23 protein-coding genes are annotated in these 22,492 nt (G+C 71.1%); 4 read left to right on the forward strand and 19 right to left on the reverse strand.

Annotated features, from left to right (window positions below):
• Positions 1–21 precede the first annotated feature (21 nt).
• The gene (locus tag AB3X52_RS00975) at positions 22–582 is read left to right on the forward strand and encodes a TetR/AcrR family transcriptional regulator (protein WP_367990828.1); all 561 of its coding nucleotides are present in this window, start codon (positions 22–24) and stop codon (positions 580–582) included.
• An 84-nt stretch (positions 583–666) separates the two neighbouring features.
• Here AB3X52_RS00975 and AB3X52_RS00980 read toward each other — a convergent pair whose 3' ends face one another.
• Positions 667–1,350 carry a histidine phosphatase family protein gene (locus AB3X52_RS00980; protein ID WP_367990829.1) on the reverse strand — a complete coding sequence of 228 codons (684 nt, stop codon included), beginning with the start codon at positions 1,348–1,350 and terminating at the stop codon, positions 667–669.
• Positions 1,351–1,520: 170 nt separating this feature from the next.
• Between AB3X52_RS00980 and AB3X52_RS00985 the strand changes: the two genes are divergently transcribed.
• The gene (locus tag AB3X52_RS00985) at positions 1,521–2,522 is read left to right on the forward strand and encodes a helix-turn-helix transcriptional regulator (RefSeq protein WP_367990830.1); all 1,002 of its coding nucleotides are present in this window, start codon (positions 1,521–1,523) and stop codon (positions 2,520–2,522) included.
• Here the strand turns inward: AB3X52_RS00985 and AB3X52_RS00990 are convergent.
• On the reverse strand, positions 2,477–3,880 hold the full coding sequence (locus tag AB3X52_RS00990; protein ID WP_367990831.1) for a cytochrome P450: 1,404 nt from the start codon (positions 3,878–3,880) through the stop codon (positions 2,477–2,479). The two genes, AB3X52_RS00985 and AB3X52_RS00990, sit on opposite strands and share 46 nt — an antisense overlap.
• A gap of 145 nt (positions 3,881–4,025) precedes the next feature.
• Positions 4,026–4,253 (reverse strand): hypothetical protein, encoded by a 228-nt coding sequence (locus AB3X52_RS00995; RefSeq protein ID WP_367990832.1) that lies wholly within the window; start codon positions 4,251–4,253, stop codon positions 4,026–4,028.
• Between the two features lie 113 nt (positions 4,254–4,366).
• On the opposite strand from AB3X52_RS00995, the gene AB3X52_RS01000 reads away from it, so the two are divergent.
• Positions 4,367–5,194 carry an alpha/beta hydrolase family protein gene (locus AB3X52_RS01000; RefSeq protein WP_367990833.1) on the forward strand — a complete coding sequence of 276 codons (828 nt, stop codon included), beginning with the start codon at positions 4,367–4,369 and terminating at the stop codon, positions 5,192–5,194.
• Positions 5,195–5,249: 55 nt separating this feature from the next.
• Positions 5,250–5,606 (forward strand): TraR/DksA family transcriptional regulator, encoded by a 357-nt coding sequence (locus tag AB3X52_RS01005; protein WP_367990834.1) that lies wholly within the window; start codon positions 5,250–5,252, stop codon positions 5,604–5,606.
• Here AB3X52_RS01005 and AB3X52_RS01010 read toward each other — a convergent pair.
• The 16 genes from AB3X52_RS01010 to AB3X52_RS01090 all read right to left on the reverse strand — a co-directional run.
• Positions 5,592–6,644: a phosphotransferase gene (locus tag AB3X52_RS01010; RefSeq protein WP_367990835.1), complete on the reverse strand. Its 1,053-nt coding sequence runs from the start codon at positions 6,642–6,644 to the stop codon at positions 5,592–5,594. The two genes, AB3X52_RS01005 and AB3X52_RS01010, sit on opposite strands and share 15 nt — an antisense overlap.
• A gap of 7 nt (positions 6,645–6,651) precedes the next feature.
• On the reverse strand, positions 6,652–8,073 hold the full coding sequence (locus AB3X52_RS01015) for an MFS transporter (protein WP_367990836.1): 1,422 nt from the start codon (positions 8,071–8,073) through the stop codon (positions 6,652–6,654).
• A 64-nt stretch (positions 8,074–8,137) separates the two neighbouring features.
• Positions 8,138–9,022: an LLM class flavin-dependent oxidoreductase gene (locus AB3X52_RS01020; RefSeq protein ID WP_367990837.1), complete on the reverse strand. Its 885-nt coding sequence runs from the start codon at positions 9,020–9,022 to the stop codon at positions 8,138–8,140.
• A gap of 70 nt (positions 9,023–9,092) precedes the next feature.
• A complete protein-coding gene (locus AB3X52_RS01025; protein ID WP_367990838.1) occupies positions 9,093–9,251 on the reverse strand; it encodes a hypothetical protein in 159 nt (52 codons plus the stop codon).
• A gap of 186 nt (positions 9,252–9,437) precedes the next feature.
• Positions 9,438–10,853 carry a phospholipase D-like domain-containing protein gene (locus tag AB3X52_RS01030; RefSeq protein ID WP_367990839.1) on the reverse strand — a complete coding sequence of 472 codons (1,416 nt, stop codon included), beginning with the start codon at positions 10,851–10,853 and terminating at the stop codon, positions 9,438–9,440.
• A gap of 162 nt (positions 10,854–11,015) precedes the next feature.
• Positions 11,016–11,567, reverse strand: coding sequence for a hypothetical protein (locus AB3X52_RS01035; protein WP_367990840.1), 552 nt, complete (start codon positions 11,565–11,567; stop codon positions 11,016–11,018).
• Positions 11,564–12,211 carry an Rv1363c family protein gene (locus tag AB3X52_RS01040; protein ID WP_367990841.1) on the reverse strand — a complete coding sequence of 216 codons (648 nt, stop codon included), beginning with the start codon at positions 12,209–12,211 and terminating at the stop codon, positions 11,564–11,566. Before AB3X52_RS01040 ends, AB3X52_RS01035 begins: the two co-directional genes overlap by 4 nt.
• Positions 12,208–13,386 carry an MlaD family protein gene (locus tag AB3X52_RS01045; RefSeq protein WP_367990842.1) on the reverse strand — a complete coding sequence of 393 codons (1,179 nt, stop codon included), beginning with the start codon at positions 13,384–13,386 and terminating at the stop codon, positions 12,208–12,210. Before AB3X52_RS01045 ends, AB3X52_RS01040 begins: the two co-directional genes overlap by 4 nt.
• A 4-nt stretch (positions 13,387–13,390) precedes the next feature.
• The gene (locus AB3X52_RS01050) at positions 13,391–14,863 is read right to left on the reverse strand and encodes an MCE family protein (RefSeq protein ID WP_367990843.1); all 1,473 of its coding nucleotides are present in this window, start codon (positions 14,861–14,863) and stop codon (positions 13,391–13,393) included.
• On the reverse strand, positions 14,860–15,903 hold the full coding sequence (locus AB3X52_RS01055; RefSeq protein WP_367990844.1) for an MCE family protein: 1,044 nt from the start codon (positions 15,901–15,903) through the stop codon (positions 14,860–14,862). The genes AB3X52_RS01050 and AB3X52_RS01055 overlap by 4 nt, the downstream gene beginning before the upstream one ends.
• A complete protein-coding gene (locus AB3X52_RS01060) occupies positions 15,900–16,925 on the reverse strand; it encodes an MCE family protein (protein WP_367990845.1) in 1,026 nt (341 codons plus the stop codon). Before AB3X52_RS01060 ends, AB3X52_RS01055 begins: the two co-directional genes overlap by 4 nt.
• Position 16,926: 1 nt before the next feature.
• Positions 16,927–17,934 (reverse strand): MCE family protein, encoded by a 1,008-nt coding sequence (locus AB3X52_RS01065; RefSeq protein WP_367990846.1) that lies wholly within the window; start codon positions 17,932–17,934, stop codon positions 16,927–16,929.
• Positions 17,931–19,235 (reverse strand): MCE family protein, encoded by a 1,305-nt coding sequence (locus AB3X52_RS01070; RefSeq protein WP_367990847.1) that lies wholly within the window; start codon positions 19,233–19,235, stop codon positions 17,931–17,933. The genes AB3X52_RS01065 and AB3X52_RS01070 overlap by 4 nt, the downstream gene beginning before the upstream one ends.
• Complete coding sequence (locus AB3X52_RS01075) at positions 19,232–20,116, reverse strand: MlaE family ABC transporter permease (RefSeq protein WP_437440519.1); 885 nt, start codon at positions 20,114–20,116, stop codon at positions 19,232–19,234. The genes AB3X52_RS01070 and AB3X52_RS01075 overlap by 4 nt, the downstream gene beginning before the upstream one ends.
• A gap of 1 nt (position 20,117) precedes the next feature.
• The gene (locus AB3X52_RS19395) at positions 20,118–21,887 is read right to left on the reverse strand and encodes an ABC transporter permease (RefSeq protein ID WP_437440520.1); all 1,770 of its coding nucleotides are present in this window, start codon (positions 21,885–21,887) and stop codon (positions 20,118–20,120) included.
• A gap of 236 nt (positions 21,888–22,123) precedes the next feature.
• A partial coding sequence (locus AB3X52_RS01090; protein WP_367990848.1) for a hypothetical protein occupies positions 22,124–22,492 on the reverse strand: 369 nt, incomplete at its 5' end.

Genomic DNA, 22,492 nt, shown 5'->3' on the forward strand with positions numbered 1-22,492 from the left:
CCGACGTGCTGCGATGAGCGCATGCCGATCGACGACTTCATCCTCGACGAGACCAGCCTCGCGCTCGGGCGCGCGCTCCATCACCACGGGCTCGTCGCGCCGAGCCTGCGCCAGATCGCTGGTCAGATGAACACCGTCCCAGGCACGTTGCTCCACCACTTCGGTTCGAAGGATCGGCTGTTGACCTTCTCCGCGGACCGGCTCGGTGACCGCTGCCTGCGGGCGCTGAGGGATCGGATCACCTACCACCGCTGGGACGGCTTCATCCCGGACGGATCGAAGATCGACGACGTCTTCCTGACGCGGGCGCGGCTCGGCCTCGCCGCGATCGCACGCACCCTGCCCGGTGTCGGCCGCACGGTCGCCAGGCTGCGCCGTGAGGAGCAGGAGCTGATCTGGGACAGAGCGCGAGCCGACGGCGCCGACCTGGAGCCCGACAGCCCGCTCCTCCCGCTGTGCGCCGACTCCCTGGTCGGACTCTGGGAGGCGGTGTGCATCCCCGAACCCCCGCTCCTGGTCGCCGAGGCACGTGAGCGGTGGCGCGTCGTCGCCGACCTCCTGCGGAAGGCCACCGTGGTTTGACCGATCGATCGGTCAAACCACCGCTCTGGGGTCGCCACCCCAGTCCCGCCGGCGTCGCCGACCCTCAGTCGGCCTCGGCGACCGTCAGTCAGCCTCGGCGACCGCCTCGTCGCCGGTGTCGCCGGTAACGTCGTGGGCGGAGAGGTCTTCGAGGTCGAGGCCGCCGAGCGGCTCCTCGTGCCACTGCAGCAGCCGCCAGCCGGCGTCCGGTGAGCCGTCGAGCACGGCCATGCCGGTGTTCATGAGCCGCTGCTCGACGGCGTGCTCCGGGCCGACGTTCTCCGCACGGGTCGCCGTCCAGAGCCGGATCGCCGCGCCGTGGCTCACGACCACGACGCTCGCCTCACGGTGACGGGCGTGGATGTCGGCGATCGCGGCGTCGTACCGCGCGAAGAACGCGTGTCCGTCCGGCCCGCCGGGCATGGGATGGTCGAGCTCGCCGTGGGCCCATCGGCCCAGCGCCCCCACGTAGGCCTGCACGGAGGCCTTCTCGGTGTGCAGCTCGAGGTCGCCGGCGGCGATCTCCTCGAGCCCCTCGACGACCCGGACCTCGAGGCCGCGGTCACGGGCGAGCGGCGCGGCGGTCAGCTGCGTCCGGGTGAGGACCGAGGCATAGACCGCGGTGATCTCCTCGTCCGCGAGCGCGGCCGGGATCGCGCCGGCCTGCGCCTCCCCCAGCGCCGTGAGCCCGGCGCCGGGTCGGGCGGTGTCGAGCGCGCCGGCAACGTTGTGGGGAGTCTGGCCGTGGCGGATCAGCAGGAGACGCATCGCGGCCAGCCTAGAGCCACCGCGTGACCGGAACGCGGCCGGCACATGGCGTCTGACGCCGAGTCAGCGCGAATGGCTGCCGAGTTGGCGCACATGTACGCCTTGTCCCGACGCTAGGCTCGATTCCGGACGAGACCTATCCGGATCGGTCGCGAAGGCGGTGGACGACGATGGCGTACGACGAGAGCCCGACCGCCCGGGCGCTGCTCACGCTGGAGCTCATCCAGGGCACTCCCGGCATCACCGCCGACCGCCTTGGCGACCGGCTGGGCGTGTCGGAGCGCGCCGCCCGGCGCTATGTCGCCACTCTGCGCGACGCCGGGCTGCCGATCCTCGCCACCCGCGGTCCGTACGGCGGCTACCGGCTCGGCCGGGGCGTCCGGACGCCCCTCATCTTCACGACCTCCGAGGCGCTCGCGCTCGTGATGGCGCTGCTCGACGGCCACCACGACATCGCCGATCCCACCGGGCCGGTCGGCAGCGCCGTCGGCAAGATCAGCCGGGTCCTGCCCGAGTCGCTCGCCCGGACGGTCGAGGCGGTGCGCCGTACGATCTCCGCGGCTCCCGACCGCAGCGCCGCCCGCCCGGACCCCGACATCACGACATCGCTCGTCGAGGCCTGCGACGCGCGCCGCCGGGTCACGCTCGACTACCGCACTGAGAGCGGCCACCACCGCGTGATGGTCGTCGACCCGTGGGCGGTGGTCGTCCGCCACGCCCGGTGGTACCTCCTGTGCTGGTCCCACACCTCCGAGGCCAAGCGCGTGCTCCGGGTCGATCGCGCCGAGGCCGTCGCGGTCGGCGGCGAGACCTTCGTCCGACCCGACGTCGACCCGGTCGCCGACGTGGAGGCACATCTGGCCGAGGGCTGGAGATACGCCACCGAGGTGCTGCTGCACGCGCCGTACGACCGGATGGAACGCTGCACCCCACGCTCGCTGGGCCGCCTGGAGGAGGTCGGCGAGGACCGCTGTCGGCTCCGCGGATCGACGAGCAGCCCGCAGTGGTATGCCGAGGAGCTCGCCCGACTGGGCGTGCCGATGACGGTCGTGGAGGGTCCCGAGCTCCGGGACGCGGTCGCCGAGCTCGGCCGTCGCCTGCTCGCCGCCGCTGAAACTCCCGCGCCTCAGGCCCGCGCGTCGCGCCCCAGCGAAGCGGGCAGCGTCTCGTAGCCGCGCAGGATGCGCGTCGGCCGCCGCGTGCGCCCGGGAAGCAGGGCGAGGTCGGGGAACCGGTCGAAGAGCGCGCGCAGGCCGACCTCGCCCTCCATCCGGGCGAGCGAGGCGCCGAGGCAGTAGTGGCGACCCGATGAGAACGACACGTGCTCGCGCGCGTTCTCGCGGGCGATGTCGAAGACGTCCGGCTCGGCGAAGACCTCGGGATCTCGGTTGGCGGCGGCGAGGACCGTGGTGACGATGGCGCCCTCCCCGATGCGTACGCCGGCCACCTCGGTGTTGCGGGCGGCGACCCGCCCGGTGAGCAGGACCGGCGGATCGACCCGGAGGATCTCGTCCACGGCGTTGGGCCACAGCTCCGGACGCTCACGCAGCAACGCGAACTGGTCGGGATGGTCACGCAGCCGCGCGATGCCGTTGCCGAGCAGGTTGACGGTCGTCTCGAAACCGGCGGCGAAGACGAGGCCCGCGGTGGCGAGCAGCTCGCGCTGGTCGAGGCCGCGCCCGTCCTCACGGGCCGCGACGAGCTGGCTGAGCAGGTCGTCGCCGGGTTCGGTGCGCAGGCGCTCCAGGTGGTCGGTCAGCCAGCCGTCGAACTCCTCGAGCGACGCCTCGACCTCACGGAAGCGACGCCAGCCCAGCCCCATGTCGAGGCTGGACGCAGCTCCGCCACCGAGCTCGAGCATCCACTCGCGCAGCTCGGTCGGCACACCGAGGATCTCGGAGATCACGGTCACGGGCAGGAGCCCGCAGTAGCGCTCGACCAGGTCGACCCGCCCGCCGGTGCGCGCCCCCTCCGCGGCGAGGTCGTCGAGCAGCCCGGCGGCGATCTCCTCGACGCGACCGCGCAGCCGCTCGACGGCCTTCACCGAGAACACGCGGGTGACGAGCTTGCGGTAGCGGGTGTGGTCGGGCGGCTCGGTGACCAGGAGCGACGGCGGCTCGACCGGGTTGAAGACGTCGGTCGCGGCCCAGGCGCCGAGGCGGCCGAGGATGCCACTGCCGGCGACGATGCCGGTGCGGAAGTCGTTGCTGTTGAGGACCTCCTTGACCAAGGCGTGCGAGACGGTCATGTAGCTGAACCCGCCCTTGACGACCGGCCCGCTCGCGCGCACCTCGGCGAAGAGGTCGAGCAGCTCCTCGGGATAGGCGCCGGGCGACGTCGCGATCAGCCGTCCCTGGAGGTCGCCGCGCCGGGCGGCATTGCGCATCACCATCCGCGGGACGGCGTGACCGACGCCCCAGCGCACCAGCGGCTTCGCCTGCCCCTCGACGCGATCGACGATCGGCTGCCTCAGCCGGCTCGCGAGGCGGCCGGTCGCGTGCGGTGCCGAGACCGTGGAGAGCTTGAGCATGCGGGCCCCTTCCGTGACGTGCGCGAGTTCACACCTGCCTGCACAGTACGACGCCGCGCGGCCGCGCGGGAGGGGTAATTGACCATTGGGTCAGATCGCGACCGGGCGACGGTGGGTGCGCGGCCGGTTCACCCCCTGTTCGCGGTCAGCGGGGTGTGTCGCTCCGCGTGGGTGCCGGTGCGGGCGAGGCGCTCCGCTGGCGCGGCACCGACACGCGCGCCTGCTCCGCGCGCCGCTCCTCGGCGAGCCGATGTCGCCGAGCGCGCGTCTCCTTGGTGAACACGCCGTTGGCGCCGGCGATGCAGACGACCATGATCGCGACCGTCACCACCGCCTGGGCGAGGAACCAGATGAGATAGCCCGTGGAAGACATGGCAGGACCTCCATCTGTCGGTCTACCACTCGGGCGTCGGTCTCACCAGGGCCGTCGGTCCGTCACACACAGCACCGGCCCGGCGGGCGGCGCGATCGGGCAGACTGACGTCCGTGTCCGACCTGCCCGAGACGCTGACCCTCACCCGCCCCGACGGCACGAGCTCCACCGTGACGCTCGTGCGGGCCGCCGACCCGGAGGCACCCGTCGTGCTCGTGGTGCCGGCGATGGGCATGCGGGCCGGCTACTACCAGCCGCTGCTCGCGGCCCTGGCCGCGGCCGGTGTCTCGGCCGCGACCATGGAGCAGCGCGGCCACGAGGAGTCCGGCGGGCCGGTGCCCGGCTGGCGCCACGACTTCGGCTACGCCGACCTGGTCGACGACGTCGCGGCGGCGATCGACGAGCTCGAGCGGGTGGCGCCCGGGGCGCCGGCGTACCTCCTCGGACACAGTCTCGGCGGCCAGGTCGGCAGCGCCTACGCCGCCACCCACCCCGACCGGCTGGCCGGACTGATCTTCGTCGCGGCGTCATCGCCGTACTGGCGTCATTGGCGGCCCGGCTTCCTGCCGGTCAGCCAGGGCATGGGACTGCTCGCGCAGGTCGTGGGGCACTTCCCCGGCACGCACGTGAGGTTCGCCGGACGCGAGGCGCGCGGCGTGATGCGGGACTGGGCGCGCTTCGCCCGCACCGGCCGGATGCGCTTCGGGCGGCCCGCGATCGACCATACGCTGCCGATGCGCCGGCTGCGCCTCCCGGCGCTCGCGGTCTCCATCGAGGGCGACACGCTCGGCGTCCCCGCCGCCGTCGACGGCCTTCTCGCGCTCATGCCCGAGCTCGACCTGTCCCGGGTCCACCTCGACGAGGACGGTCTCGACCACGTCCGCTGGGCGCGCCGGCCCGACGCGGTGGTCACGACGATCACCGACTGGCTGCACCGCTGATCAGGCGCCATGGCGGCCACAACCCTTGCACTGGGCGGCAGGTCACACTGGAGGGATGGACGCCACCGTTGCGCGGGACCGCCTGCTCGCCGAGCGGGAGCGGACGCTGCGCCGGCTCAGCGAGCTGACGGGTGACTATCAGGGCTTCGTCGAGGCGTCGCGTGACACCAACGCCGACGACGAGCACGACCCCGAGGGCGCCACGATCGCGTTCGAGCGGTCCCAGGTCGGCGCGCTCGTCCGGGAGACGCACGACCGGCTCCGCGAGGTCGACGCCGCCCTGGCCCGGCTCGACGCGGCCACCTACGGCGTCTGCGAGCGCTGCGGACGACCGATCCCCGCGGAACGGCTCGAGGTGCGGCCCGCGGCCCGCACCTGTGTCGCCTGCTCCGGGCGGTCACCTCGACGGTGAGCCGACAGCGGTCTCGAGATCGTGGTACGCCGCCGCGAACCGCTCGAGCGTCGCGAGGCACACCTCGACCGGCTGGAACCCGCCGCCGGCGAGGGTCTGGAGCCAGCTGCCCAGCCCGAAGACAGGCGTACGACGATAGGCCGCCCAGGCGTCCTCGAAGGTCGGTGCCGTCCCGCCGTGGCGGGCCAGCGCGGACAGATAGCCGCCCAGCAGGTCGCGCTCGTGGGCGCGCCGGTCGGCGACTGTGAGGCCCGACACGAGGAAGTAGCCGACGTCGTGCACCCACGACCCCGACCGGACAAGCTGCCAGTCGTAGAAGCCGAGACGGCCGTCAGGGAGCGCGTAGGTGTTGCCCGGGTGCGGGTCACCGTGGAGCAGCGTCTGTGGACCGGCGGCAGCCAGCCGCGCCCAGCCGCGGAAGCCCCGCTCGATCGTCGCCGGGTCGGCGGGCATGAGCTCGGGCCGGTCGAGCGCGCGCAGCCGCCGCCCGGCATGCACGAACCCGGCCCAGGCGACCGGCGCCCAGGACGCCCCGAGCCGCCAGGGCCGGACGAAGCCGAGCGTGTCCGGCAGCGGGCGGTCCCAGTGGCGCGCGTGGAGTGCCGCCAGGCCGCCGAGCCCGCTCGCGACCTGCGCGGGTGTGAGCGGGACGGTCGCCGACCCGGGACGCGCACCCCGCAGCGTGACGTCCTCCATGACGACGACGGCCGCGAGTCGCCGCGCATCGGCGGCGCCCGCGAAGAGGGCCGGCGTCTCCAGCGGCAGCGGCCCGTGGGCGACCAGCCGCGCCTCGGCTTCGCGCGCCCCGAGCACGGAGAGCGCCACCCGGTTGACCCAGCGTCCCTCGCGCTTCACGAAGACCCGGGCCGGGCCGGAGCCGGCGCGATAGGTCAGCCGCACGTGGGCGCGGTCGTTGGTGCCGACGGCCACGTCGGCGACGTACGCCTGAGCGACGACGGCGCCGGGGAACGCGCCGGCCAGCGCCTCCGTCATCCAGGCGGGCGTCAGGTCGGACCAGGACCGCGGGACGCTCAGCACGCCGCGATCATGCCGGACCCTGCTCCGCGGGGAGCACGCGTGTCCCGCGCAGCCCGAGCCAGCCGGCGGCCCCGCCGAGGAGCAGCAGCGCGGCACAGATCAGCATGGCGGCGCGATAGCCGTCGGTGAGCGCGGCGGGGTCGTCGTAGTCGTCGCCCGACAGACCGACCGCGACCGGCAACGCGGCGACGGCGAGCAGGCTGCCGATCCGGGCGACCGCGTTGTTGACGCCGCTCGCGATGCCCGCCCAGCGGTCGGGCGCCGCGGCCAGCACGGTCGCGGTGAGCGGCGCGACCAGGCAGGTGAGCCCGAGGGCGAAGACGACCATGCCGGGCAGCACGCCGGTCCAGTACGACGACGAGCCGTCGACCCCGACGAGCATGACCGCCCCCACGGCGCACAGGGCCGGGCCCAGGCTCATCTGCAGCCGCGGCCCGATCCGGGAGGCGAGCGCCGCCGACCGCCCCGACAGGGCGAGCATGAAGACGGTGATCGGCAGGGTCGCGAGCCCCGCCGCCAGCGGGCCGAAGCCGGTGACGACCTGCAGTTGCAGGACGAGCAGGAAGGTGAGCGCGCCGAGGGCGCCGTAGACGACGAAGGTCAGCAGGTTGCTGGCCGTGAAGACCCGCGAGGTGAAGAGCGACGGCGGCACCATCGGGTCGCGCCGGCGCTGGCTGGCCACGAACGCGCCGAGGCCCACGACCCCGATGACGGCCGCGGCCGCGATCTGCACGGCGGGCCGGGAGCCGGCCTCGATGAGCGCGTAGGTGACGCCGCCGAGGCCGACCGCGCCGAGGGCCGCCCCGAGCAGGTCGAAGCGGCGCGCGGCCTGCGGGTCCCGGCTCTCGGGGACGTGGCGGAGCGTGATCACGACGATCGCGACGGCGATCGGGACGTTGATCCAGAAGACATAGCGCCAGCCCACCGACTGCACCAGGCCGCCACCGAGGAAGGGGCCGATCACGGTGAAGACGCCGGTCAGCCCGGACCACATCCCGATGGCGCGGGCGCGGTCCTCGCCGACGTACGAGCCCTGCATCATCGCCAGGCTCCCCGGCGTCACCAGGGCCGCGCCGATGCCTTGGACGGCCCGGGCCGCGATGAGGACGTGGACGTCCGGCGCGACCGCGCAGCCGAGGCTGGCGACGGCGAACCAGACCACCCCGATCGTGAAGACCCGCTTCCGGCCGAGCCGGTCGCCGAGCGAACCGCCGACCAGGATCAGCGACGCGAGCGCGAGCAGGTAGGCGTTGAGCACCCACTGCAGCTCGGCGAGGGAGGCGTCCAGGTCCGACCCGATCCGGCGTACGGCGACGTTGACGACCGTCCCGTCGAGGAACCCGAGCCCCGCCCCCATCACCGCGGCCGCCAGCAGCCACCGGCCCGCCGCGGAGTCGAGGACGACCGGATCCTCACACTCGTTGGTCATCCGCCGAGATTAGCCGCCGTGCCGGGCCGCTCGCCGCTCGTCGAGCCGCTCGCCGCTCGTCGAGTCAGAGCCGGTCGATGACCTCGGCCTTGATCCGGGCGACCCGGTCACTCCGCTCGGCAGCGGTGTCGCCGAGATTGCCGTCCGGCAGGATGAACTCGTCGAAGCCGGCCTCGGCGTAGGCGCCCATCCGGTCGACGAGCTGCTCGGCGGAGCCGGTCAGGATCGCCCGGCCGGTCGCTGGGGTCTCACCGTCGAGGTCGATGAGGGCGTTGACCGAGGAGTGCATGGTCGCCACGTCACGGCCGACCTTCTCGCAGGCCGCGACCAGGCCGGCGCGGCGCTCCGCCGCGACCTCGGGCGTGCCCCAGGTGTTCCACTCCTGCGCGTGGCGGGCGGTGATCCTCAGCATCCGCGGGCTGCTGGTGCCGACCAGGATCGGCAGCTGCTCCTGCACCGGCTTGGGGTCGCACGGGGCGTCGCTGATGGCGTACACCTTCCCCGCGAAGGTCGTCCGGTCCTCGGTGAGCAGCGACCGCACGATCCGGATCGCCTCCTCGAAGCGGGTGACCCTGGCGCCCGGCGGCTCGAGGTCGATGCCGTAGGCGGCGTGCTCGTTGACCTGCCAGCCCGCGCCGAGGCCCAGCACCATCCGGCCGCCGGAGAGGTGGTCGAGGGTCGCCGCGCGGTTGGCGAGCACGGCGGGATGGTGGACGGAGGTCGGCGAGACCAGCGTCCCGACGCGCACCCGCTCCGTCACCGCGGCGATCGCCGGCAGCAGTGCCCACGCCTCGTGGATCTCCCCCGCCGCCCGGGACTCGTCACCGGTGTTGGGCATGTAGTGATCGGCGACCCAGACGCCGTACCACCCGGCGTCGTCCACCTGCCGGGCCGCGTCCAGGATCTCCGAGGGTCGACGGCCGGCGTTCGGCCACAGCGAGAACTTCACGCTCCGACCTTAGATCCAGGCTCGTCCTACGCCGCCGACCGTCCGCCCCGGACCGGCCAACCGCGTGTCTTCAGCTCTGCGGGCTCTGCCCGCACTCCCGGCAGACACAGGTGCCGTCGTGCCCGGGCGGGAGGCCGCACCGGTGGCGCACGTCGGCGACGTGTCGCGCCGGGTGCTTCTCGTCGCGAGCGTCGAAGCTCCAGCCGTGATAGCAGATCTGCTTGGACATCGCTGGCCTCCTTGTGCCGCACGCGTCCACTACGCGTGCGGCACAAGGTTGCGCCTCGATGCCAATACGGGCCTGAGCGGTTGCTGAAGAAATCCAGCACCACGTACGCCGGCCGCCGGAGCCCACGCACGAGGGCGGGGATCCGGCGGCCGGTCAGGCGTGTCGATCAGTGTCGATCGGCGTCGTTCAGTCGGAGTCGATCAGCGCGTACGGGTCGACGACCTTGCCGGTCAGCGGGCTGACGACCTTGGTGCCGGGGGCGATGTAGCCATCGGACGCGGCGGCGCGGGTGCCCTGCGGCGTACGCAGCCGGGCGAAGCCGACGGCGTTCGGCGTCGTCAGACGGGCGGCCGCACCGGCACCACCGGTGGCGTACGCCGGCGCCTTCGGCGCGTGGTTGAACCAGTAGTTCATGTGCTCCTGGTAGCGGAGGACCGAGCGCGGCTTGGTGATCGTCGCGATGTTCTCGTCGGAGATCGTCGACAGGCCGGACGCGTTGGACGAGCCCTGGATCAGGCGGTAGGCCTTCCGGTTGGAGCCGATCACGCCGTTGATCGTGAGCGACTTGAGGTGGAAGTACTTGTCGAACTGCCCGTCGCCGTTGTTGTCGGCCGCCATGTGGTGGAGCGGCACCCGGCCGCGCTTGCCGGCGGCGGTGAGCACCTGGTGGGCCTTGTAGCTCATGACGGTGTAGCCGACCTTGACGTCGCAGCCGGCGTTCCACAGCGACTTGAGCTGCTTGGCGTTGCGCAGACCGCGGTTGCCGCGCATCACGTCGGGGAAGAACCGGATGACGGTGTGATGGTTGGCGTTGCCGTTCTTCGCGCCGGTGCACTTCACCGCGCTGAGCGCCTTGGTCACCGGGTCACCGTGGAACCGGTTGCCGCTCTCGGGCGAGAAGGCCAGCGTGAACGGCGAGACGGTGCGGTACTGCCACGGGTTCGCGACCTTCTTGTCGTGCCACATCTGGGCGAAGATCGAGACCGCGAAGTTGTAGAGCTTGGTGTTGCCGACCCAGGTGAAGATGTCGTTCCACTGGTTGGTCGCCGCCGCGAGCGTGAAGTTGGCCGAGCCCTCCATCACGATCTTCGCGTCCTTGCCACTCCAGGAGAAGAGATACATCTTCGAGTGCGCGGAGCCGCTGCTGCCCCGGCAGGAGCCGTGGCAGACCTTCGCGACGCTCTTCCGGTTGGCGGCGCGGCCCTTGTTCCCGGCGGCGAGGCCGTTCTTGAGCCGCCTGAACTGCGGGTTGGGGACGTCGTTGGACCAGTTGGAGGCGTCCATCAGGACGAGCACGCGGACGCCGCGCCTCTGCGCGCGCAGCAGCGAGTCCGTCGCCGCGCGGCTCATGATGTTCCACGACATGATCCGGATGGTGCTGCCGTGCGGGGCGTGGTTGATCGCGCCCTTGAGGTGGTTGTTGATGGCGTACTTCGCGCTGTTGGGCCCCGAGGCACTGTTGAAGATCGGTCCCGGGGTGACGTGGTAGCCCTTCGTCGCGGCACTCGCGACCTGCTGAGGGCCGGCCCACGCCAAGGTCCCGATGATCATGCTCAGCATCAGGAAGGCGCACCCGGAGACGACCCGGCGTCTCTTCGACATCTGCACTGACTCCAGACCGGTCGGCTCCGCGACCGAGTTGTGGGCTTTCCGGCGAATGCTCCGCCGGCTGTCCCGCCATACGTCGTGGCGACCGGTGCGACTTTACCTAACGCCGCTGTGTTGTCATCACGGGTCGCGCCGGCACGGCGAGCCGCCCGCGCCCTACAGCGGCTCGAGGCTGGAGATCCTCCAGGCGCCGTCGACCTTCGTCAGCGTGAGCGAGAGCTGGGCGGCGGAGGCGCTGGCCTGCTTGTCGCTGGCACGCTTCGAGGTCTGGTCGAGGAAGACGAGCAGGGTCGCCGAGGTATCGGTGAGCTCCTTGACGGCCACCGCCTGGACGGTGGCCGTGAGGGTCAGCTTCTGGTGCGGTGCGCGCTTCTGGAGCGCCGCGAACAGCTCGTCGTACTGCCTGCGCGCCTTGCCGGTCAACGCCTGCGCGGCCGCGGTCCTCGTGGCCGCCGGGTCGGTGTAGTCGTAGGTCAGGATCTGCTGGAGCGACCTCGTGACCGACGACTGCACCTCAGCGGTCGTGGCGGCGTCGGTGAGCGCGTGGTTCTGCCGGGCGGGGGCCGCGTTGTCGGCGTGGGCGCGCCAAAGGCCGAACACGCCGACGAGGAGCAGGAGGACGGCGAGGACGACCACGCTCGTGCGCACGACGTCACGGCGTACGCCGGCGGCGACCGCCGACACGGGAGCGAGGAGACGCGTGGTCATGACAGGTTCACCGCCACCTGCTGGAGGTTGTCGAGCAACCACCGGCCGTGCACGCGGACGAGGTCGGCGCTGAACCGGTTCCGCTTGACGGTCGGCTCCTTCCCGGGCTTGCTGGCGTCGGTCACCGTGACCTCGACCGCGGCGATCACCGTGGCGGTGTCGTCGTCGAGGCTGTAGACCGCGGCGTCGACGACGCGGCCCTTGGTGATCGTCTTCTGCTGGCCGAGGAGCTTGCGCTCGCTGGCGTCGACTCCGGAGAGCTGGTCACGCAGGGTGCCGGTCGTGACGGCGCGCCAGGCGGCCAGCCCATCGTCGACGTGGCGGTAGTCGAGCGTGTTGAGCGTCTCGATGTGGCGGGTGGCGGCGATCAGGACCGCGTCCCTCATCTGCGCACGATCAGTGGTCGGGTCGTGGGCCGCGCGGTGCCACGTCACCAGTCCGACGACCATGACCGCGCACGCCACGAGGAGCAGCGCGGCGAGGCGGAGCGGGTGTCGCCGGCGCGGCCCGGCGCCCTCGCCGCGGTCGACGATCGTGAGCGTCGGTCCGGCGCGCCCGTCGTCCTGGTTCTGCGCCTCGGCGTGCTCCTCGGTCATCCGACTGTGCTCCTCGCTGGCGGCGGCCGCGGTCGGGGGGATGTTCACTGCTGACCTCCCATCAGGTCGGCGAGCGAGTCGGGGACCGTCACCTTGGCCTTCACCTTGTCTGCCGTGCTCGTGGATGTCGAGGACGCGCCGAGGCTGGCCGGACCCATGACGTTGCCCTTCGTGGTGGTGCAGCCGGCCTGCAGGTTGAGCGGCTTTCCGGCGGTGGTGGTGAGGCCGGTGCGCATCTGGGTGCCGGCGTAGCCCTGGGTGCAGGGAAGCGGATCGAAGAAGGTCGGGATCAGGCCCATGTTCATCCCCTTCGAGCCGCTGATCGCCCAGCCGATGCTGAACGCCTCCGGTGCGCGGACCATCGTGTCGCGGATCCCGGCGGCATTGTCACCGAAGGTGGTCGCGGTCGGGACCAGGTTGTTCATCAGCAGGCCCATGGGCGTCCCGACGTCCTTGACCAGCTGGGTGAGCTGGTTGGCGGACCCCGGCGTACGCGTGAGGAGGGTGCGCAGGTCGCTGTCGGAGTCGGCCATCGTGCGGGCCAGCAGCGACAGGTCCGAGCTGTAGCTGCGGATGCTCGCCGACGAGCGCGCCTGGGTCGCGAGCACGGTGTCGGAGCTCTTGATCAGCGCCGAGGAGGCGAGGAAGTTGTCGTCCGCCTGCTTCTGGAAGGTCTGCGAGGTGGTGAGCAGCCGGCGCAGGTCGTCCGCGGCGGTGCCCTGGGCGATGTCATAGCCCTCGTCGAGCACCGTCTCGAGGTCTTTGGTCGGGACGGAGTCGGCGAAGTCGCTGGCGTCGCTGAGGAGATCGTTGATGTCGGGAGGGAGATCGGCGGCGGTGGCGGTCAGGCGGTCGCCGTCGCGCAGGTGGGCGCCCTTGGTGCTGCGGCCGGCGAGGTTGAGGTACTGCTCGCCGATCACGGACCGGTCCGCGACGCTCACGCTCACGTCGGCGGGCAGCGGCGGGGCGGACGCGTCGATCCGGAGGGTCGCGGTCACCCCGTCCGACGTGGCCTTGAGGCTCTCGATCCGGCCGACCGGGACACCGCGGTAGGTGACCTCGCCGTTGGTGAACAGCCCGCCGGCATCGGGGAGCGTGACGGTGACGTGGTAGCCGGAGTTCACCGGGTCGATGCCGACATAGCGAGCGGCGAGGTAGGCGGTCGCGAGCAGGCCCACGACCACGAAGGCGAGGAGCTTGAACTTGATCCCACGGGTCAGCACCGCGTCACTCTCCTTCGGGGTTCTCGGCAGAGGCCGACGAGGCGGACGGTTCGCTCGATGAGCTCGTGCCTGAGGGCGAGCCGGAGGCACCCGGCGAGTCTGACGACGACGGTGAGCCCGAGCCGCTCGGCGAGCCACCACCCGACGACGACGTCCCGGAGGGACCGCTCGTCGACCCGACACCGGACGACGAACCCGAGGAGCCGGGTGTGGCCGAGGAGGACGAGCCGGACGGCGTGCCGCTGGGCACGGCGACGGACGAGCTCGACAGGCCGGGCAGCGCGGAGTCGGTGGCCTGCAGCAAGGTCGGCGGGACCGAGTCATCCTGCTTCACATCGGAGGGAGATGTGTCGGGAGCAGAGCCGGATGTCTCGGTCTCCGCCGACCCGCTGCCCACCTGGGGCCACGCGCAGCCCTCTTCCGCACAGTTCGCCGGCAGCGTGCGGAAGTTGGTGGTCACGAAGACGTTGAAATAGTCGCCCTTGATGGCGCCGAGGACGGAGTCGGGGAAGGGATAGGTCAGGAGGATCTGCAACGAGTCGGGCAACGCACTGCCGGCGTCGGCGAGCTGCGTGAGGATCGGGTCGAGTCGCTTCAGGTCGTCGACGATGTCCTGCTGGGAGGCGTGGAGGGTCTTCACCGTGATCCCCGAGAGCCGGTCGAGGCTCTTCATCATCTTCACCAGCTGCGGGCGCTGGTCGGCCAGCACCTTCATGCCGGGGCTGAGTCCGTCGAGCGCCGTGGCGATCTTGCCCTCGTTGCGGTGGAGGACCTTGCCCAGCTTGTCGAGCCCGTCGAGCGCGCCGGTGATGGCGCTCTTGCGGTCGTCGAGCGTGGCGACGAACCGGTTCATCTCGGTCAGGAAGCTGCGGATCTCCTGCGGCCGGTCCTTGCCGACCTTCTGCAGCTCGCGGGAGATCTCCTGGAACTGCCCGATGTCACCACCGTTGAGGACCAGCGAGAGCGCCCCGAAGAGCTGCTCGATGTCGACCGCCTCGGAGGTCCGCGCGCGGGGGATGCGGTCACCGGTCTGCAGCATCGCGCCGGCATCCGCCGCGGTGACGGACGTCCCGGCCGTCACGGATGTCGGAGTCGACTGCGTCGGCGGGACGAGGGCGACGTACTTCTCGCCGAGCAGCGAGGTCTGGTCGAGGCGTGCCGACGTCCCCACCGGAAGATCGACGTCGCCGTTGACCACGAGCGTGACGTGGGCACTGTGGCCGTCGGGGTTGAGGCTGATCTTGGAGACTCGGCCGACGGCGACATCGTCGACCTTGACCGCCGACTGCGGCACGAGGTCGAGGACGTCGGTGAAGTCGGCGCTCAGCGTGATCGGGTGGTCGCCGACGTCGGCGCCGCCGGGGAGCGGCGCGTTGTAGACCGCTCCCGAGAGCGAGCAGCCCGAGACCAGCGCGCCGGTGGCCAGCGCGGCGACACCCGCAGCGACGCGACGCGGCGTCAGCGCCCGGGCGCTCACTGGTCGGCCCCCGTCGAGTCGGTCACGCCGGGCACCAACGTGGGCGGCGCGCTGTCGGAGGTGGCAGCGGTGAGGCCGTCCTTGCTCCACAGGGTGAGCTCGTTGAGGTCGCCTCGCCCCGAGATGGTGTTGGAGCCGGCGTCGTAGGCCGCCAGGAAGTTCTGCAGGGCCAGCGGGATCGTCTGGACCGTCTCCGCGAGCGCCTGCTTCTCCTTGACCAGGACCTGGGTCGGCCCCTGAAGGTTGGTGACGCTCGTCTGCAGCTTGCTCCGGTTGTCCTTGATGAACGACTGCAGGTCGGCCATCGCGCCGGACAGGTTGCGGACGGCGGCGGCCATGTCGGTCCGGTCGTCGGCGAGATACTTGCTGACCGTGGCGAGTTGCTTGTTGACGCCGGCGACCGAGCTGTCGTGCTGCTCGAGGGTGCTGCTGATCTTCTCCAGGTTGCCGATCGTGGCGAAGAGATCGTCGCCGGAGTCGGCGAGCGTGCCCGTGGCCTTCCCGAACTGGTTGATCATCGTGTTGATGTCCGTGCCGTTCCCCTGCAGGTTGTCGGCCGCGACGCTCAGGAACCGCGACAGCGCCCCCGTCTTGTTGGCGCCGTCGGGACCGAGCTGCTTGGTCAGGTCGTCGAGGCTGTCGTAGAGGTCGTCGATCTCGGCGGGCACGGCGGTCGCGGTGATGACGGCGCCGTCGGCGAGCTTGCGTCCGCTGGTGTAGGGCTTGGTGAGCTGGACGTAGCGGTCGCTGACCAGCGTGGGAGCGACCACGACGGCGGCCGTGTCGGCGGCCGCGGCCTGACCGTGGTCGAGCTCCATCGTGACCCGGACCTTGGCGCCCTCGGGCTCGACCTTCGTCACGTGGCCGATGGAGACCCCGAGGATCTCCACGTCGGAGCCCGGGTAGAGCCCGATGGTCGAGTTGAAGAGCGCGCTGAAGGTCGTCGTGTTGCCGCGGTAGGCGCTCGCGACCGCCGAGCCGGCGACCCCGACGACGACCACGACGACCGCCGCGACGAGGAGACGGCGCAGGGTTCTCACTTCGCACCTCCGGGGTGGCAGTTGCGGACCACGTCGTTGTCGAGCACGGGCGCCCCGGTGTCGTCGAAGAGGCCACACAGGTAGGCGTCGGCCCAGCGGCCGTTGCCCATCGCGGAGGCGAGCATCCGGTAGTACGGCGCCAGCATCCGCAGCGACGTGTCGAGGTTGTCCTGGTTGTCGTTGAGGATCTTGGCGACCTTGTCGAGCTTGGCCAGTGCCGGCGCGAGCTGCTTCTCGTTGTCGTTGATGAGGCCGCGGACCTGGGTGCCGAGCTTGCTGGTCCCGACGAGCATCTGGTGGATCGCCTTCCGGCGCGTGGCGAGCTCGGCGAGCAGCTTGTCGCCGTTGTCGGCGAGGCTCGCCAGGTCGGTGTCGTGGTCGGCGATCGTGTCGGTGACCTTCGTGCTCTCGTCGAAGAGCCTCGCCAGCTGCTTGTCGCGGCTGGAGACCGTCTTGGACAGCGCGGTGAGGCCGGTGACCATCGAGCGCACCGACGCCGGCGTGTCCTTGAACGCGTCGGAGAGCACGTCGAGGCTCCGGGAGAGCTGGTCGGTGTCGATGCTGCCGACCGTGGTGGAGAGGTCCTCGAACGCCGCGTTGACGTCGTACGGCGTCGTGGTGTGTGCCAGCGGGATCGGGCCGTCGAGCGGCGCGGTGCCGGCGGGGTTGAGGGCGAGGTACTTCCGGCCGAGGAGAGTCTTGATCTTGACCGAGGCCCGGGTCTGGTCGCCAAGGTGGACGCCCTTGGCGCGGAAGGTGACCTTCACCTTCTCCCCCTCGAGGGCGATCCCGGTGACCTTGCCGACCTTGACGCCGGCGACCCGCACCTCGTTGCCCTTCTTCAGGCCGCCCGCCTCGGCGAGGTAGACCTCGTGGCTGTCGCCGGCGCCGATGACGGGCAGCGACTCGGCCTTCATGGTGAGGACGAAGGCGGTGACGAGCACCGCCAGCGCGACGACGGCGATGACGACCTTGTTCCGCTCGGCGAAGGCCCGCGGATAGTGACGTTGGCTGCGGGACATGTCAGCGACACCTCTGTGCGACGGGGTTGGCGCCGAGATCGCCGTAGTAGCCCTCGGGCCTCGGGATGCGGCCGTGGATGGAGCAGACGTAGAAGTTGAGCCAGGAGCCGTAGCTGGCGGTCCGGCCGATCTTGTCCAGCTTCGTCGGCAGGTTCTCGAAGAACGCGTCGAGCTCGGGCTCCGCGTCGGCGAGGTTGCCGGAGAGCCGGCCGAGGTCGCGGATGTCGGCCTTGAGCGGGGCGCGGCCCTTCTCCAGGAGCCCGGAGACACTGGTGGTCAGCTCGCCCAGGCCGCCGATGGTGTTGCTGATGGTCGTGCGGTCCTTGGCGAGGCCGCTGACCAGTTGCTCCATCGTCTGCAGGGTGGTGCCGAGCTGGTCGGCATGGGTGTCGACGGTCTTCATCACCGAGCTGAGGTTGGTGATGACCTCACCGATGACCTGGTCGCGGTCCGCGAGGGTCGAGGCCAGGTCGGCGGTGCTGCTGAGCAGGTCCTCCACCGTCGGGCCCTCGCCCTGGAAGACGGCGATGACCTCGCTGGAGAGCGCATTGACGTCGTCGGGGTTGAGGAACTTGAAGAGCGGCTGGAAGCCGTTGAAGAGCAGCGTCAGGTCGAGCGCCGGCTTGGTCTCGTCGGTGTCGAAGCGGTAGCCGGGCGGGAGGTTCGGCCCGTCACCGTCGGCGGGCTGGAGCGCGACGTAGCGCTGCCCGACGAGGTTGCGGAACCGCAGCTGCACGGTCGACCCGGTCGGGAGCGGGGCGTCCTTGGCGACCGTGAACGTGACCTTCGCCAGATTGTCGTCGGTGACCGAGATATCGGAGACCGTGCCGACCTTGACGCCCGCCTCGCGGACGTCGTCGCCCTTGTTGAGGCTGGTGGCGTCGGTGAAGAGCGCGGTGTAGGTGCGGTTCGGACCGGAGGTCTGGTTGCGGATCACCGCGGCGAGCATCACGGTCGCCAGCACGGTGGCGAGCGTGAACGCGATCGACTTGACCAGGGTGAGCTTCACTTCAGGATCACCTCCGTGCCGCGCAGGACGGGGCCGAGCAGGAGACTCCCCCACTGGGGGTAGTCGGCGGGCGCGACGCCCGCGGACGGCGCCATCAGCTCGGCGATCAGCTGGTTCTCCGCCGGCGAGTTGGCCTGGCCGAGGCCGCCCGAGACCTGCGCGAGCTGCTGGTCCACCGAGGCGCTGGGTGGCGCCGGGATGGTCGCCGGCTGGTCAGTCGTACGGCGGGCGGCGGGTGCCGCCGTCGTACCGGTCTTGCCGGTCTCGTAGGGGCAGCGCGCCTCGGCGTCGGCGACGTGGGTCGGACGGTCGCGTCCGGCGACGTACTTCCCACGCGACGGCTCGACGTTGAGGACGACGTGGATCCCGGGCTCGTCGGTGCCCTTGCCGAGGTTCTTGTCCATGACCGGGATGAAGTCCTTCGCGGCCTTGAACAGGCAGGGGAACTCCGTGGCGTAGGGCGCCACCGCGTCCAGCGCTCGGCGGCTCTGGGAGGAGAGGATCCGGATCGTGCCGGAGTTGGCGTCCATCCAGCCTCGGCTGGTGTCGGAGGCGTCGATGACGCTCGCGAAGACCTGCTTGAGGTCGGTGCGCTCCTTGACGAGGGTTCGGGAGGTCGTGGTCATCGTGTCGAGCGCGTCCAGGAGGTCGGGCATGGCGTCGGCGTACTGGCTCGCGACGGTGCCGAGCTCGGCGAAGTCGTCGGCCATCTGCGGCACCAGCGGGTTGAGCTTGTGGAGGTAGTCCGCCCAGCTGGACATGGCGTCGCCGATCTCCGTGCCCTGGCCGCGCAGCATGGTCGCGAGGGCACCGATAGTGGCGGCGAGCTTGTCCGGGTGGAGCGACTGCAGGACCGGCATCATCTTGTCGAAGACCTGCTGCAGCTCCACCGCGCGCGCCGAGGCGTCCTGGTGGATCAGGTCGCCGTCGTGGAGACCGGCCGGGGTGCCGGTCGCAGACGTGGGCGGCTCGAGGGCGACGTACCGCTCGCCGAAGAGCGTCTTGGGCAGCAGCAGCGCACTGGTCTTGGTGGAGAGCCTGCCGGCCACGTCGGGGTCGAGGTCGAGGGTGAGCCGGGCACCGGTGCCGTCGGGCGTGATATTGCTGACCGTGCCGACCGGGACGCCGTGCAGCTTGACGTCGGAGCCCTTCTGCAGGGCGTTGCCCATCACCGAGGTCACCAAGGTGACCTGGGTGCGGTCGACGAACGCCTTGTCGTAGACGAGCACGGCCACCGCGACGAAGGCGACGAGGAAGGCGAAGTAGCCGATCCCGAGGACGGCGTCGAGCGCGCGCCTCATCCCGCGATCCTCACCGTCGTCGTGGAGCCCCACATCGCGAGCGAGAGGAGCAGGTCGAGGATCGCGACGGTGACGATCGTGCGCCGCACCGACCGGCCCACCGCGACGCCCACGGCGGCGGGGCCGCCGTTGGCGCGGTAGCCGAGCCGGCAGTGGATCAGGATGATCAGGATCGCGAAGATCATCACCTTGATGAAGGACAGCAGGATGTCGAGCGGTGGCAGGAAGAGATGGAAGTAGTGGTCGTAGGTCCCGGCTGACTGGCCGCGGAAGTAGACCGTCACGATCCGTGAGCCGGCGTACGACGTCAGCAGCCCGATCACGTAGAGCGGGATGATCGCGATGCAGCCGGCGACGACGCGGGTGGTCACGAGATAGGGCACCGCGGGGACGCCGATGACGCGCAGCGCATCGACCTCCTCGTTGATCTTCATCGCGCCGAGCTGCGCGGTGAAGCCGGCCCCGACCGTCGCCGACAGCGCGAGGGCCGCGACCAGCGGAGCGATCTCGCGGGTGTTGAAGTAGGCGGAGATGAACCCGTTGAGGGTCGCGGTGCCGATCTGGTCGAGGGCGGCGTAGCCCTGCATGCCGACGACCGTGCCGACGAAGAGGCACATCCCGACCATCACGCCGATGGTGCCGCCGATGACCGCGAGGGCTCCGGAGCCGAAGGAGACCTCGGAGAGCAGGGCCAGGATCTCCTTGGGGTAGTTCTTGATCGTGTGTGGGATGGCGGCGACGACGCGACCGTAGAACCGCAGGTCGGCGCCGACCTGCGCAAGGGAGTCGACGGGCTTCTCCCACGCGCGCTTGCGGCGTGCGACGGGCTGGTGCCGCTTGGGCCGCATCGCCTGGGTGGCGGGCAGTGGCTGGTCGGTCATGTCAGGCCGCCTTCCCGGGGACCAGCTGGAGGTAGAGCGTGGTGGCGACGAAGTTGACGAAGAAGAGCAGCAGGAACGTCACGACGACCGACTGGTTGACCGAGTCGCCCACCCCCTTCGGGCCGGGCTTGGTGCCGAGGCCGCGGTAGGCGGCGACGACGCCGGCGAGGAAGCCGAAGATCAGTGCCTTGACCTCGCCGACCACGAGGTCGGAGAACTGCGCCAGCGCGGTGAAGGAGGCGAGATAGGCGCCCGGCGTTCCGCCCTGGACGATGACGTTGAAGAAGTAGCCGCCCAGCACGCCCACGACCGAGACCAGCCCGTTGAGCAGGACGGCGGAGAAGACGCAGGCCAGCACGCGGGGCACGACCAGCGCCTGGACGGGTGAGATCCCGATGACCTTCATCGCGTCGATCTCGTCGCGGATCGTCCTCGCGCCCAGGTCGGCGCAGATCGCGGCGCCGCCGGCGCCCGCGATGACGAGGGTCGTCACGATCGGCGCGGCCTGCTGCACGACCGCGAGGACGCTCGCCGCGCCGGTGAAGGACTGGGCGCCGACCTGGACGGTGAGCGTGCCGAGCTGGAGCGCGATGACCGCGCCGAACGGGATCGCGACGAGCATCGCCGGGATCCAGGAGACGCTGGTGACGAACCAGAACTGCTCGAGCAGGTCCTTCGCCGGGAACGGCCGCTTCGGGATCGCGCGCAGCGTGTCGAGCGCGAGCGCGAAGAGCTCACCGACCTGGGTCAGCGCGCGGCTGACCGGGTCGGGGCGGCGTATCGGACGGACCGGGTCGGCCTCCTCGTCGTCGTCGACGACGTAGAGCGGCGCGGCGCCGGACGCGAGCCGGTCAGCGTGGCGCTCCGCGCTGGCCCGCCGGATGCCACCGCTGGGCAGGAGCTGCTTGGGCAGGACCTCGATCGCGCGGGCGCCGGGGCGGACCAAGGTGGCGGTGCCGCCCGGGTAGGTCGGGTCGGTGGCCTCGTAGTCGTCCGTCGTCGAGTGGTCGACCTCCTCGCTCATGCCGATCGGCCCGATCGGGTCGCCGGACATGAACTGGGAGACCACCGGGTGGTCGGTGAAGAGGAACTCCTCGCGCGGGCCGAACATCACCAGCTGGCGGCGGTAGAGCATGCCGAGGTTGTCCGGCAGCGTGCGGGCCAGCTCGATGTTGTGGGTGACGACCAGCATCGTGGCGTCGGTCTGGGCGTTGACGTCGAGGAGGAGCTGGGCGAGGTTCGCCGTCCGCACCGGGTCGAGGCCGGAGTCGGGCTCGTCGCAGAGGATGATCTCGGGGTCGGTCACCAGTGAGCGGGCCAGGCCGGCGCGCTTGCGCATCCCGCCGGAGATCTCGCCGGGGAGCTTGTGCTCCTGGCCGACGAGGCCGACCATCTCGAGCCGGTCCATCGCGGTCTGGCGGATCTCCTTCTCCGACTTGCGGGTGTGGCGGCGCAGCGGGAAGGCGACGTTGTCGAAGACGCTCATCGAGCCGAAGAGCGCGCCGTCCTGGAAGAGCACGCCGAACCGCTTGCGCAGATCGAGCCGCTGGGACTCGCGCGCCTTCACCATGTCGACGCCGTTGACGAGGCACTCGCCCTCCTCGGGACGGATCAGGCCCATCAGCGACTTGAGGAAGACCGACTTGCCCGTGCCGGAGGGCCCGAGCAGGGCGGTGATCTCCCCCGGCGGGAGGGTCAGCGTCACGTCGCTCCAGATGTTCTGGCTCCCGAAGCTCTTCGTGAGCCCCCGCACCTCGACTGTGCCGCCCATGCGTCCTCCGACTCTCTGACGACCGCGCCCGGCGCCCCGGTGGGCACTCTCGGACAGTGGCGGCGTCGACCCCGTCCGCTGGGGAGGTCGGCGCCGAGTCAGACGCTAGGTGTGATCGGCGACACGCGGTTTTGGCGAGCCCTCCAGGGGCCCGCCGTTATCGTTTCGTTACCTTCACTTGTCGCGGGGCTGACAAGTGGACGCACGGGCTCGGTGCCGAAGGGCCGAGCCCCGTCTCAGGAGGCCTCGGCGCGCTGAGCCTGCTCGACCAGCGGCTTGAGCCCGACGCCCAGGGAGTAGATCCGGTCGTCGAGATGCTGGATGTCGGACTTGAGCTCCGTGCGCAGGCTGGCGAACCCGTCCTGGAACTCGCTGCGCAGCTCAGTCCGAACACGATCGATCTTCTCTTCGAGACCGGACCGGGTGGCGTCGATCTTTTGATCGAGACCGCTGATCTCCCCACGCAGCCCCACCTCGACGCTCCCGATCCGCTCCTCCAGGCCCGCCCGGGTGGCGTCGATCTTCTGGTCGAGACCGCTGATCTCCCCACGCAGCCCCACCTCGACGCTCCCGATCCGCTCCTCCAGGCCCGCCCGGGTGGCGTC

The organism is Nocardioides eburneus (genome assembly GCF_040838215.1).
Lineage (GTDB): Bacteria > Actinomycetota > Actinomycetes > Propionibacteriales > Nocardioidaceae > Nocardioides > Nocardioides eburneus.

Bases quoted from the DNA above. Each gene is read 5' to 3' on its own strand.
- AB3X52_RS00975 (WP_367990828.1), top strand. From the start codon at position 22: ATGCCGATCGACGACTTCATCCTCGACGAGACCAGCCTCGCGCTCGGG.
- AB3X52_RS00980 (WP_367990829.1), bottom strand. From the start codon at position 1,350: ATGCGTCTCCTGCTGATCCGCCACGGCCAGACTCCCCACAACGTTGCC.
- AB3X52_RS00985 (WP_367990830.1), top strand. From the start codon at position 1,521: ATGGCGTACGACGAGAGCCCGACCGCCCGGGCGCTGCTCACGCTGGAG.
- AB3X52_RS00990 (WP_367990831.1), bottom strand. From the start codon at position 3,880: ATGCTCAAGCTCTCCACGGTCTCGGCACCGCACGCGACCGGCCGCCTC.
- AB3X52_RS00995 (WP_367990832.1), bottom strand. From the start codon at position 4,253: ATGTCTTCCACGGGCTATCTCATCTGGTTCCTCGCCCAGGCGGTGGTG.
- AB3X52_RS01005 (WP_367990834.1), top strand. From the start codon at position 5,250: ATGGACGCCACCGTTGCGCGGGACCGCCTGCTCGCCGAGCGGGAGCGG.
- AB3X52_RS01015 (WP_367990836.1), bottom strand. From the start codon at position 8,073: ATGACCAACGAGTGTGAGGATCCGGTCGTCCTCGACTCCGCGGCGGGC.
- AB3X52_RS01025 (WP_367990838.1), bottom strand. From the start codon at position 9,251: ATGTCCAAGCAGATCTGCTATCACGGCTGGAGCTTCGACGCTCGCGAC.
- AB3X52_RS01030 (WP_367990839.1), bottom strand. From the start codon at position 10,853: ATGTCGAAGAGACGCCGGGTCGTCTCCGGGTGCGCCTTCCTGATGCTG.
- AB3X52_RS01035 (WP_367990840.1), bottom strand. From the start codon at position 11,567: ATGACCACGCGTCTCCTCGCTCCCGTGTCGGCGGTCGCCGCCGGCGTA.
- AB3X52_RS01060 (WP_367990845.1), bottom strand. From the start codon at position 16,925: ATGTCCCGCAGCCAACGTCACTATCCGCGGGCCTTCGCCGAGCGGAAC.
- AB3X52_RS01070 (WP_367990847.1), bottom strand. From the start codon at position 19,235: ATGAGGCGCGCGCTCGACGCCGTCCTCGGGATCGGCTACTTCGCCTTC.
- AB3X52_RS01075 (WP_437440519.1), bottom strand. From the start codon at position 20,116: ATGACCGACCAGCCACTGCCCGCCACCCAGGCGATGCGGCCCAAGCGG.
- AB3X52_RS19395 (WP_437440520.1), bottom strand. From the start codon at position 21,887: ATGGGCGGCACAGTCGAGGTGCGGGGGCTCACGAAGAGCTTCGGGAGC.